At 68.6% G+C, this 11908-nt stretch carries 11 protein-coding genes; 7 read left to right on the top strand and 4 right to left on the bottom strand.

Annotated features, from left to right (window positions below; all coding sequences use genetic code 11):
* The first annotated feature begins 46 nt into the window (after positions 1–46).
* The 3 genes from OG905_RS35585 to OG905_RS35575 all read left to right on the top strand — a co-directional run bounded on the left by OG905_RS35585 (position 47) and on the right by OG905_RS35575 (position 2617).
* Positions 47–970 carry a MurR/RpiR family transcriptional regulator gene (locus OG905_RS35585; RefSeq protein ID WP_328680898.1) on the top strand — a complete coding sequence of 308 codons (924 nt, stop codon included), beginning with the start codon at positions 47–49 and terminating at the stop codon, positions 968–970.
* A 414-nt stretch (positions 971–1384) separates the two neighbouring features.
* Positions 1385–1780 (top strand): hypothetical protein, encoded by a 396-nt coding sequence (locus OG905_RS35580; RefSeq protein WP_328680897.1) that lies wholly within the window; start codon positions 1385–1387, stop codon positions 1778–1780.
* Between the two features lie 126 nt (positions 1781–1906).
* On the top strand, positions 1907–2617 hold the full coding sequence (locus OG905_RS35575; RefSeq protein WP_328680895.1) for a YoaK family protein: 711 nt from the start codon (positions 1907–1909) through the stop codon (positions 2615–2617).
* Positions 2618–2626: 9 nt separating this feature from the next.
* Here the strand turns inward: OG905_RS35575 and OG905_RS35570 are convergent, their stop codons facing one another.
* Positions 2627–4012 (bottom strand): FAD-binding oxidoreductase, encoded by a 1386-nt coding sequence (locus OG905_RS35570; protein WP_328680894.1) that lies wholly within the window; start codon positions 4010–4012, stop codon positions 2627–2629.
* A gap of 351 nt (positions 4013–4363) precedes the next feature.
* On the opposite strand from OG905_RS35570, the gene OG905_RS35565 reads away from it, so the two are divergent.
* Positions 4364–6385: a translation factor GTPase family protein gene (locus tag OG905_RS35565; RefSeq protein WP_328680892.1), complete on the top strand. Its 2022-nt coding sequence runs from the start codon at positions 4364–4366 to the stop codon at positions 6383–6385.
* Positions 6386–6464: 79 nt separating this feature from the next.
* Here OG905_RS35565 and OG905_RS35560 read toward each other — a convergent pair whose 3' ends face one another.
* Together OG905_RS35560 and OG905_RS35555 are read right to left on the bottom strand one after the other, a co-directional pair.
* The gene (locus tag OG905_RS35560) at positions 6465–7247 is read right to left on the bottom strand and encodes an amino acid ABC transporter ATP-binding protein (RefSeq protein ID WP_328680891.1); all 783 of its coding nucleotides are present in this window, start codon (positions 7245–7247) and stop codon (positions 6465–6467) included.
* 88 nt (positions 7248–7335) lie between these two features.
* Positions 7336–7689, bottom strand: a complete 354-nt coding sequence (locus OG905_RS35555) for a cupin domain-containing protein (protein WP_324991101.1) — start codon at positions 7687–7689, stop codon at positions 7336–7338.
* A gap of 189 nt (positions 7690–7878) precedes the next feature.
* Here OG905_RS35555 and OG905_RS35550 point away from each other — a divergent pair, with 189 nt between their 5' ends.
* From OG905_RS35550 to OG905_RS35540, 3 genes are all read left to right on the top strand, one after another.
* Complete coding sequence (locus tag OG905_RS35550; RefSeq protein ID WP_328680884.1) at positions 7879–8844, top strand: DUF3048 domain-containing protein; 966 nt, start codon at positions 7879–7881, stop codon at positions 8842–8844.
* A gap of 245 nt (positions 8845–9089) precedes the next feature.
* Positions 9090–10013 (top strand): glutamate ABC transporter substrate-binding protein, encoded by a 924-nt coding sequence (locus OG905_RS35545; RefSeq protein ID WP_328680883.1) that lies wholly within the window; start codon positions 9090–9092, stop codon positions 10011–10013.
* A 95-nt stretch (positions 10014–10108) separates the two neighbouring features.
* Positions 10109–10732, top strand: a complete 624-nt coding sequence (locus OG905_RS35540) for an NAD(P)-dependent oxidoreductase (protein WP_328680881.1) — start codon at positions 10109–10111, stop codon at positions 10730–10732.
* Between the two features lie 123 nt (positions 10733–10855).
* Here the strand turns inward: OG905_RS35540 and OG905_RS35535 are convergent, their stop codons facing one another.
* Entirely contained in the window at positions 10856–11878 is a 1023-nt protein-coding gene (locus OG905_RS35535) for a zinc-dependent alcohol dehydrogenase family protein (RefSeq protein ID WP_443044107.1), read from the bottom strand.
* Positions 11879–11908 lie beyond the last annotated feature (30 nt).

Below are 11908 nucleotides of genomic sequence, written 5' to 3'. Positions count from 1 at the left end.
GAGTGAGCTATGTTGAGCGGAAGTGGGACGAGAAGGAGTGACACCGGTGCCATCAGATCAGCAGGCACGCGCACAGGCGTCTGCGATCACGCCGGGAGGGCAGTCTCCCGAGACGGAAGCCGCCCCCACGGACAGGGTTCTCGCCCTGTTCGGCGGCCACCGGCTGTCGCCCGCGCAGCGCCGCATCGCCCAGTACCTGGTGGACCACCTCACCGAGGCCGCTTTCCTGTCGATCACCGAGCTCGCGGAACGCGTGGGGGTGAGCCAGCCGTCGGTCACCCGCTTCGCGGCCTCGCTGGGTTTCAGCGGGTACCCCGCGCTGCGGGAGGCACTTCAGCCCATCGCCCTCAGCGCGGTCGCCGGTTCGCCGGACACCCGGGAGGAAATCCGCCGCAACGAACTGCAGGCCGCCGTCGACGCCGAGATCGAGAACCTGGAGAGCCTTCGCCGCCTGCTCGCGGACACCAATCAGGTCCTGGACGTCGGCCGGGAGCTGGCACGGTCCGTTCCGCTGACGATTCTGGGCCTGCGGATCTCGGTGTCCCTGGCGGAGTACTTCGCCTACGCCGCGAGACGGATCCATCCCGATGTACGCACGGTGACCCGCGGCGGCAGCGTCGCCTATGACGCGCTGCTGCAGTCGCACGAGGCGGGCGGGACCTGGGTGCTGGCCTTCGCCATGCCGCGGCACGCCAACGAGACGCTGGCGACGATGCGCACGGCCCGGCGCATCGGGCTGCGCGTCGTGCTGATCACCGACCTCGCCTTCGGGCCGCTGGTGGACGAGGCCGATGTGGCGCTGATCGCGGGCACCGGCTCACGTCTCGTCTTCGACTCGTACGCGGCTCCGGGCGTTCTGTCCGCGGCCCTCCTCCAGGCCATGGCGGACGCCGACCCCCAGCGCACGCAGGTCCGGCTCGAGGGCTACGAGCAGGTCGCCGATCAGCACAACTTCTTCCTCGAGGACTGAATCCTGGGGCTGGACCCGGGACTGGCCCCGGGGCACCAGCCGCCGTCCGCGCCGCGTCGCGCCCGCGTCCGCGCCGCCGTCGAGGAAGCTCGCAGACCAGGCGTTTTCACCTTTATTCATGCATGAAATTTTTCATACCCTTGCTTACTCGACGGTATATATATTTACTGCTCCGGTGGCCCCGGGTTTCCCGGAGCCGCATGCCGGAACCACGGCCCTCACGGGCCACAGAGCCGGACACCGTGGGACGACGCCTCCTCTCGTCGGCCCGGGGTGATCCAACAGGGCGCTCCGTTTCCCCTCGGACGCCCGTCCATCGGCGGCCCCGGTCAACCCCTGGGCCGGGGCCGCCGGAAATCCCCTCGACCAGAGCCCACGCGTACGACATCCGCACGAGATCCCAAAAGGACGACGATGTCCCAGACGACCTACTCGCCGATCAACGCGGACTGGCCGTGCCAGGTCAAGGCTCCCGGCAGCCATGACTGGGAACGAACTGCCGCCCGCTGGCTGCGAGACCTCCTGCCGGCCCGCTACTCCGGCTACTCGCCGCTCACCCGCAACCCGATCCTGCTCGCGCGCCACGCACACTTCCAGGTGCAGCACGAGATGCGGGCAGTGCGGACCGCGTTGCAGACCTGCAGGGCCGAACTGCCGGCCCTCGGAGTGGCCGAGACGATCATCGAGAGCACGATCAGGATGTACGCGATCGAGCTGGAGCAGCTGAACCGCCTGGCCCGCGGCGTCCGGCTGATCACCGAGGCCCTTCAGGCGGGCAGCGCGGTACCGCGCAGACGGTCGCACGTCTAGGGCCCAGGTCCTGTCCGGTCGCTCCGACCGGGTTCGGCCCACGGTTGGCCCAATGGTGCGGTCGGTGGCACGCGGATGCGGACACTGGCCCGACACCCCAGCCGCGGCCGCAGCCGAGGAGCGCGCTTGCAGACGAAGCCCGGGCACGGTCTGACGTCCCTGATGGCGGCGCTGACGCTGACCACGGGCATGGTCGAAGCCGTCAGCCTTCTCGCTCTCGGTCCCGTCTTCACCGCGATGCAGACGGGCAACACGCTCTTCCTCGGTTTCGCGCTCGTGGGCGAGGGCCCGGTGTCCGCCGTGGCAACGTCCGTGTCGCTCGGCGCATTCGCCGTCGGAGCGCTCATCGGCGCACGGATGGAGTCCATGGCCGAGGCCCGCGGCTACCGCTGGTTCGTCCTCGCACTCTTCGCGGAATCGGCGCTCGTCGCGGGCGCCGCCTTCATCGCCTGGGGTCTTGAGCGGACGGCCGGTTCACCGTCCGCGCGGCATATCGCGACTGCGGCCGTGGTGGCGATCGCGATGGGCATGCGCAATGTGACAGCGATGCGTGCGCGCGTACCGGACCTGCCCACCACGCTGGTGACGCGGACGATCACCGCGCTGGTCAGCGGGTCGCCCCTCGGTCACGACACGTCCCTGGGCTACGGCAGCCGTGCCTCCGTCCGCAGGAGCGTCGGCGTGCTGGCGCTGTTCGCGGGCGGCGTTCTGGGTGCGTGGCTGATCCGGCTGGAGTGGCCGCCGACGGGGGTACTGCTTCTGGTGGCCGCCTGGATCCTCGCCATCGCGTCCGCGACGACGGCCACCCCCCGGCGCGCCCAGCCGGTCGGGACGTAGCCCGCGCCGTCAGCCCTGCTTGGCCGGCTCGATGTTCTGGTTCGCGCGGAAGAGATTGTGCGGGTCGTAGGTCCGCTTGATCTCCGCGAGCCTGTCGTAGTGGTCGCGGTAGGTGGCCCTGACCCGCTCCTGGCCCTCGCCCGCGCCGATGAAGTTCACGTACGAGCCGCCCATGGAGTACGGGTGCAGCTCTTCCCAGTAGTCCACGGCCCACTGCCTGATCGCCTCTGCGTTGTCGGGCTCGGGGTCGATGCCGCCGATCACGCCGGACCAGACGGCGTCCCGGTACGCCCACGCGGTGTCGCCGGCGGCGACCCGGCCCGCGGCGCCGTCGACCGGGTAGAGGTGCATGGTCGACAGGTCGGTGGGGAGGTTTTCGCCGTACTTGAGGTGGACGTCCATCGCTTCGTCCGTGATCCGGTCGAAGAAGTCTCCGCGCCAGTACCACTGAAGTCCGGTGGGAATCAGCTCGTCGAACAGGCTCTGGAGCGCGGGGTAGGGCATCGGCGTCGTGAAGTGGAAGGCCGGCCGGCCGGGCTCGTTCACGGCGGTGAGGGCTTCGTCCACCTGGGCCAGGTCCCCCGTCCAGCACCACACCACGCCACACATCTTGTGTCCGTGGAGCTCTTCCGGGAACGGCGGACCGGGAGGCACGGTCAGCAGCGCGAAGAAGCCGTAGAGGTCATCGGCTGCCTGCGGCAGGAACTCGCGGTACCAGCGCAGCACTTCGCGTGTCTGGTCCACCGGCCAGACGGTGATCCCCACACCCACGGTATGCACCGGGTGCAGCCCGAAGGTGAAGGAGGTGACGATGCCGAAGTTCCCGCCACCGCCGCGCAGCGCCCAGAACAGGTCCGGGTGCTCGGTCTTGTTCGCGGTGACGAAGCTGCCGTCCGCGAGCACGACGTCGGCGGAGAGCAGATTGTCCACCGACAGGCCGTACTTGCGGGTGAGGTAGCCGTGACCGCCGCCGAGGGTGAGGCCGCCGACGCCCGTCGTCGACATGATGCCCGCGGGGGTGGCGAGACCGAAGCCGTGAGCGGCGTGGTCGAGGTCGCCGAGCTGTGAGCCACCGCCGACCGAGGCGGTCTGGGTGGCGGGATCGACGCGCACCCAGCGCATGGGAGACAGGTCTACCGTGACCGCGTCGTCCACGAGGCTGAGGCCCGCTCCGCTGTGTCCGCCGCCCTTGACGGCGAGTTCGAGACCGTGGTCGCGGATGAAGTCGACCGCGTTCATGACGTCTGCCGCGTCCGAGCAGCGCAGAAGGGCGGCCGGGCGCCGGTCGATCATCGCGTTGTAGATCTTGCGGGCCTGGTTGTAGTCCGGGTCCGTCGAGTCGATCACCGGACCGCGCAGGGCGGACCGCATCGCTTCCAGGGTTGTGCCGTCCATCGCCGTCTCCCACGCGGGGTGCGGACCGCAGCCCACCCGGCCTCCCGGCCGTTCCGGCCGCAGCCTCCAACGCCTCGCCGCCGCAGTGTCCCCCGTCGGCGGAGTCTTGGCGCCCGGGCACTTCACGGGCCGCAGGCACAATCGGGCGCCGCGGGGCTGATACATCCAGCCTCATGCCGGGCCGGGGACTGCGCAAACGCGGGGCGCGCCGCCCGGTAAATCGGTTGCCCAGCGGGGCGGTCGTCTGCTGGACTCGCGATGACAGCTGATCGACCAAGGAGATGATTATGCGCGGAGCGTTCACGTCCATCCAGAAGGCAATTGACACCTATCTAGAGGACCTGACGCTCAGTGGATGCGTTGAACCTGGGAATTCTGGCGCATGTAGACGCCGGTAAGACAAGCCTGACCGAGCGGCTGCTGCACGCCGCCGGAGTCATCGACGAGATCGGCAGCGTCGACGACGGAAGTACGCAGACCGATTCACTGGCGCTCGAACGACAGCGCGGAATCACGATCAAGTCCGCGGTCGTGTCCTTCGTCGTCGACGACATCACGGTCAATCTGATCGACACACCCGGTCACCCGGACTTCATCGCCGAGGTGGAGCGGGTGCTGAGCGTGCTCGACGGTGCCGTGCTGGTCGTCTCCGCCGTGGAGGGCGTGCAGGCGCAGACGCGTGTGCTGATGCGGACGCTGCAGCGGCTGCGGATCCCGACCCTCATCTTCGTGAACAAGATCGACCGCCGTGGAGCACAGTACGAGCACGCACTGCGCGGCATCGCCGAGAAGCTGAGCCGGGACATCGTCCCGATGGGTTCGGCCGCCGGCCTGGGCACCCGTAGCGCCTCGCCCACGCCGTACACCGCAGCCGACGCGGGTTTTGTCTCCGCGCTGGTCGATCTGCTGTCGGGCCACGACGACGCGCTGCTCGCCGCCTATGTGGACGACGAGACCACCCTCTCGTACGCCCAACTCCGCGGCGAGCTCGCGGCGCAGACGCGGAAGGCGCTCGTGCATCCCGTGTATTTCGGCTCGGCCATCACCGGCGCGGGCGTGGACGCGCTGGTCGCCGGTGTCCGGGAGCTGCTGCCCGCGAGCGAGGGCTACAGCGAGGGCCCGGTCTCGGGCACCGTGTTCAAGATCGAGCGCGGCCCGTCCGGCGAGAAGATCGCGTACGTCTCCATGCTCTCGGGAACCGTCCGCACCCGAGACCGGCTGCGCATCCGCGGCGAAGACGAGGAGAAGGTCACCGCGATCAGCGTCTTCGACCGTGGTGCGGCCGTCCGGCACACCTCGGTCACCGCCGGGCGGATCGCGAAACTCTGGGGGCTCGGGGATATTCGGATCGGCGATGGGATCGGCGACGCGCTGACGCCCGCACCCGAGCAGGCACCCGGGCAGCGGTATTTCGCTCCGCCGACACTGGAAACGGTCGTGGTTCCCTGCCGCGCCTGCGACAAGGGGGCGCTGCATCTCGCGCTGGCTCAGCTCGCCGAACAGGATCCCCTGATCAATCTGCGGCAGGACGATATCCGCCAGGAAGTATCCGTCTCGCTCTACGGAGAGGTGCAGAAGGAAGTCATCCAGGCGACGCTGGCGAACGACTTCGGCATCGACGTCACCTTCCGCGAGACGACGACAATCTGCTTGGAGCGACCCATCGGCACAGGGGCTTGTGCCGAGATCATCGACAAGGAGCCCAATCCGTTTCTCGCCACGGTCGGGCTGCGTGTCGAGCCCGCTCCGATCGACAGCGGTGTGGAATTCCGGCTGGAAGTCGAGCTCGGGTCGATGCCGTACTCCTTCATCAAGGCGGTCGAAGAAACCGTGAAGGAGACGCTGCGGCAAGGGATTTACGGATGGCAGGTCACCGACTGCGCCGTCATCATGACGCACTCCGGTTACTGGGCGCGGCAGAGCCATGCACACGGCACCTTCGACAAGAGCATGTCGAGCACGGCCGGGGACTTCCGCAATCTGACGCCGCTGGTCCTGATGAGCGCACTGCGACAGGCAGGGACCACGGTCTACGAACCGATGCACCGCTTCCGGTTCGAGCTTCCGGCAGACGCGCTCGGGCCGGTTCTGCCCGTGCTGGCTCGGCTGGGTGCCGTTCCGCAGACACCGGTCGTGCGGGGTTCCGCCTGCGTATTGGAGGGTGAGATTCCGGCGGATCGAATGTATGCACTGGAGCAGCAACTGCCGGGACTCACACGCGGCGAGGGCGTACTTGAATACGCCTTCGAACGCTACCAGCCGGTCCGGGGCGCGATCCCGAGCCGGCCGCGGACGGACCACGATCCCCTCAGCCGCAAGGAATATCTGCTGCATGTCGTGCGCCGGGTCGGTGGCAACCGGGAAGGCGCGTAGTCGCACCTCGGCAGGACCATCGCGGGCCCGCGACAGTCTCGTCCGAGCCCGCGCCGCCCGGCGTGCGGGCCGGCCGGGCTCAGTGGTGAAGGATCTTCGAAAGGAAGTCCTTCGCACGGTCGCTGCTCGGATTGGTGAAGAACTCCTCCGGCGTCGTCTCCTCGACGATCCTGCCGTCCGCCATGAAGACGACACGGTTGGCGGCCGAGCGGGCGAAGCCCATCTCGTGAGTGACGACGACCATCGTCATGCCGTCACGGGCGAGTTGCTGCATGACCTCCAGCACCTCGTTGATCATCTCGGGGTCCAGGGCAGACGTCGGCTCGTCGAAGAGCATGACCTTCGGATCCATGGCCAGTGCACGCGCGATCGCGACGCGCTGCTGCTGGCCGCCGGAGAGCTGCGCGGGGTACTTGTCGGCCTGGTTGGCGACCCCCACCCGGTCGAGCAGCGAGCGCGCCTTGTCCTCGGCGGCCTTCTTGTCCTTCTTGCGGACCTTGAGCTGGCCCAGCATCACGTTCTCCAGCACCGTCTTGTGCGCGAAGAGGTTGAAGGACTGGAAGACCATTCCGACGTCGGCGCGGAGCCGGGCGAGCTCCTTGCCCTCGGCGGGCAGCGGCTTGCCGTCGACGGCGATCTCGCCGGAGTCGATGGTCTCCAGGCGGTTGATGGCGCGGCACAGAGTCGACTTCCCGCCGCCGGACGGCCCGATGACGACCACGACCTCGCCGCGGGCGATCGTCAGGTCGATGTTCTGGAGCACGTGCAGCGCGCCGAAGTGCTTGTTGACGTTGCTCAGCGCGATGAGGGCGTCGCTCCTGGCCTGCGTGGCATTTCCCTTGGTCACTGTTGCTCCGCTCATCGGCTTCATACTCCGTCCGCCGCCGGTCGGCCGCATACCGAGCGCCCCAGGGCGTACGCAGCGTTGTGCCTGTTGCCAAGCTACGCGGTCAGGCCGTTGTGATCTGGTACGCCTTCCGCAGTGTCTCGTGGACGGTCCAGGTCGTCCGGTCGCCCTCGCGCAGGACGCATGCGTCGCCCGGGCCGACGTCGAAAGTGGGGCCGCCCTCGACCGCGATGGTTGCCCGGCCGCTGACGACGACGAAGAGCTCGTTCGCCTCGGTGTCGGTCACCACGCCGGGGGTGATCTGCCAGATTCCCCGGATGTTCTTGCCGTCCTCCGACTCCCAGAGCACCTTGCCCGACACCTCGGGGGTGCCCCGGACGATCTGTGCGGGGTCGAGGGGGTCCGGCTCGAGGCCGGCGTCGGGAATGTGTACGGCGAAACTGTTGTACGTCGTCATGATCGCGACGTTAGGCCATGGCGGGTGGCGCGGGGCAGGGACACAGTGCCGCTCTCCCCGTGCTCCGGGACGACAGAACGTTCGTCCCCGGTACGCCGTATTCTCGGACTACAGAGAGTAGGTGCATCTTGACGCCGCTGCCGACGGTTCGCCACGGGCTCCGGCGGGTGACTCGAAGGGGCGTCCGCCATGCTCGCGAAGACGAAGAAGAGATCGGCCGCAGCCGTCGCGATGGTGTTCGTGACGCTCGCCCTCGCCGCCTCCGGGTGCCAGGGCGGCGACGGCAGCACCCCGCCGGACCATGACCGTACGCCGTCCGCGAGCGCGTCCGTCCCGGGCGCGCACGTACTCGCGGTGAAGATCGACAACGTCGTTCCCGCCCGGCCCCCTACGGGGCTCGAGAAGGCTGACATCGTCTACGTCGAGCGGGTCGAGGCGGGCCTGAGCCGGATCCTCGCCGTCTACTCCTCCCAACTTCCGCCCGTCGTCGGCCCTGTGCGCAGTGCCCGTGAATCCGATCTGGAACTGCTGAGGCAGTTCGACCGGCCGACCCTCGCCTTCTCCGGAGCGCAGAGCAAGCTCCTGCCGGTCATCAAGGCAGCCCCGGTGAACGCGGTTCCGCCGGGAAAGGCACCGGGGGACGCGTACTTCCGCAGCCAGGACCGCGCCGCGCCGCACAACCTCTATCTACGACCCGAGCGCGTTCTGCGCGACACCTCCGGCGTGAACGCGGCCAAGTCCGCCGGCTTCACCTTCGGTCCCGAGCCCGCGGGAGGGAATCCGACTGCCAAGTACAGCGTCCGCTATCCGGCCGCACGCTTCGCCTTCACATGGTCGCCACAGAGGGCTCAGTGGCTGGTGGCCATGGACGGCACCCCTTCCCGCACACAGGCGGGGCAGCAGCTGGGGGCCGCCACCGTCGTCGTGCAGTACGTGACCGTGCGCCAGTCGAAGTTCCACGACCGGTCGGGAAACATCTCTCCGTACACCGAGACGGTGGGCTCCGGCACGGCGCTCGTCCTGCGTGACAGCAAGGCGCACAAGGCCGAGTGGAAGCGCCCGACCGCCGAGTCCGGGACGACGTTCACGACACCGGACGGCACGCCCATGGCATTCGCCCAGGGACAGATCTGGATCGTGTACGTGGCTCGCTGATCCTGGCTCGCGACAGGTCTGAGGGCGCGACAGGTCTTCCGTGGCCGGACCGTAATGCTCAAGTTCCGCTCAGATGTGATGACGATGCGAGCACTCAGGCTTATCGTCCTCCCAGCTGTCTTCCCATCGAGAAGGCCGGAGCAATGCACCGATGACGGACATTTCGATGGCCTGAGGGCGCCGTCCCGTCATTCAGCCTCCTCGCGCACTCTGCTCAGTCTGTTGATTTTTGAGGATGTTCCACCATGAAGTCGTGCAAGTCCGCCGCCGTCGCGGCGATCACTGTGCTGTCGGTCGCCCTCACCGCCACCGCCTGCAGCGGCGAGTCCGGTAATGCCTCCGGTGACGAGCCCACCAGCAGCTCGAACGGGAACCACCCGAGGCTGCCCACGTACACGGTCGCCAAGGACGTCAAGATCGACTCCCCGACGCTGAAGAAGGCGCAGCGGGCCGGCAAGCTCATCATCGGCGCGAAGAACGATCAGCCGTTCCTCGGCTTCGAGGAGAAGGACGGCAGGCGGTCCGGCTTCGACATCGAGATCGCCAAGATGGTCGCGGCGGATCTCGGGTTCTCGCCCGACAAGATCGAGTTCAAGACGGTCGACACGAAGAACCGTGAGGCCGCCATCTCCAGCGGCCAGGTCGACCTGTACGTCGGCACGTACACGATCAACGACGAACGCAAGAAGAAGGTGGGCTTCGCCGGCCCGTACTACACGGCCGGCGCCGACCTCCTGGTCCGCAAGAACGACGGCACGATCGGGGGCCCGTACTCCCTGGAGGGCAAGACGGTCTGCTCGGTCAAGGGATCGACCGCCCTCCGGGAGATCAAGAAGCCCGACTACAACACGAAGACGGTCGAGACGTCCAAGTACTTCGAGTGCGTCCAGAAACTGCTCGACAAGAAGGTCGACGCCGTCACCACGGACGACGCCATCCTCATGGGCTACGCCGCCCAGCGCCCGGACAAGCTGAAGGTCGTCGGCAACCCGTTCACCGAGGAGCCCTACGGCATCGGCATGAACAAGGACGACGAGGCGCTGCGTGAAGCGGTGACGGACGCGCTTGAGGCGCACGACGAGAACGGCGACCACAAGAGGGCGTACGCGGCGACGCTGGGCCTTTCCGGCTCGAAGTACGGCGGGGCGCCGGTGGTCGAGCGCTACTGACACCTCATGCCGAACCGGCTTCCTGACCGGAAGCCGGTTCGGCGCGTCGCGGAGCGCGGTAGCGCCCTGCCCCCGGCTGGCCCAGGCTGGAGGGCATGAGACTGCTGCTTCTCGGCGCGACCGGCCCCACCGGCCTCCAGCTGGTCGGTCAGGCCCTTGACCAGGGCCATCACGTCACCGCGCTTGTCCGCAGTCCGGAAAAGCTGCCCCGGGTGGACGGCCGGCTGACCGTGCTCGTCGGTGATGTCGCCGACGAGCAGGAGCTCGCGAGTGCCGCCGTGGGCCAGGACGCCGTGCTGAGCACGATGGGGACGGGGAGGAGCCTCACGTCCGACATCGTCAGCCGCACCGTGGACGCGCTTGTCCCCGCCATGCACGATGCGGGAGTCGACCGCCTGATCTTCCTCTCGGCCTTCGGCGTCAACGAGACCTACGCCCAGGCTTCGCTGCCGCAACGGTTCTTCTACCGCACGATGCTGAGGAAGATCTACCCCGACAAGGGGAAGGCGGACCGCAAGCTCCTCGCCGCCGACCTCGACGTGACCCTCGTCTATCCGGTGACGCTGACGAACCGGCCTTTCACCGGCACCTACCGCGTGGGTGACCATTTCGACTTCAAGGGCATGCCCAAGATCAGCCGGGCGGACGTCGCCCACTTCATGCTCACGCAGCTCACGTTCCCGACCTGGTCCCGGCGCACCGCAATCCTCACCAACTGACGTGGGTCAACCTCCACGGTCGCAGGCTCCGGCACCTCTTTCGAGCACCGGGCAGCGAACACCAGCCGGCGACCGCGACCCGTACCACCGCGCCTGGTCAGAGGCGGAGGCGGCCGCAGTGGATCAGTCCGTCACGAGTACGGCCACGCCCGTGATCCGTCCGGCCGCCAGGTCCGCCAGGGCCCGGTCGGCCCGTCGCATCGGGTAGCGGGTGACCCGCACAGTGGGCCGCAGACGCGCCGCCTCGGCCAGGAAGGAGCGGCCGTCCTCACGGGTGTTGGCGGTGACGCTGCGCACGGTCCGTTCCTGGAAAAGGTGCCGGTCGTAGTCGAGCGGCGGGATCGTACTCAGATGAATCCCGGCGATCGCGAGGGTGCCGCCGCGGTCCAGCGCCGCGAGCGCGACCGGCACCAGGCGCCCGGCAGGGGCGAACAGGATCGCCGCATTCAGGGGTTTCGTGGGCGCGTCCGCTCCGGCCGATGTCGCTCCCAGCTCCAGCGCCAGCCGCTGCGCACCCTGCGAGCGGGTGACGACATGGACCTCGGCGCCCCGGGCGATGGCCAGTTGGGCGGTCAGGTGCGCGGAGGCGCCGAATCCGTAGATGCCGAGCCGGCCACCGGGAGGCAGGTCGGCCCGCTGCAGCGCCCGGTAGCCGATGATGCCCGCGCACAGCAGGGGCGCGGTGTCCTCGTCGCTCCACCCTTCCGGCAGGCGGTAGGCGAAGCGCGCGTCCACGAGCAGGTGGCCGGCGTAGCCGCCGTGGATGTCCCAGCCGGTGTAGCGGGAGTCGGGGCACAGATTCTCCCGTCCGCTTCGGCAGAAGCGGCACTGCCCGCAGGTCTCCGCAAGCCATGCCGCGCCCGCCCGGTCGCCGACGCGGAAATCCTCGGCATCCGGCCCGGTGGCGATGACCTCGCCCACGACCTCGTGACCCGGCGTACACCGTTGCTTATGGGGTGGCAGGTCGCCCTCCGCCAGGTGCAGGTCGGTCCGGCAGACCCCGCAGGTGCGTACGCGCAGCAACAGCTCGCCCGCGCCGGGCGCGGGCGTCTCGCGCTCGACAAGCCGGAGCGGGGCGGACGTGATCGGTCCGGGGTGCTCGACCACCCACGCGGATGTGGCCGCGGGGCTCGGGGATGCCATGATCACCCTCCTGTCCGCGCAACGTACTCTCTC

Origin of the sequence: Streptomyces sp. NBC_00322, from assembly GCF_036147535.1 — a bacterium.
Lineage (GTDB): Bacteria > Actinomycetota > Actinomycetes > Streptomycetales > Streptomycetaceae > Streptomyces.
Note: the sequence above shows the minus strand (reverse complement) of the source record. Positions and strands in the feature narration are given on the sequence as shown.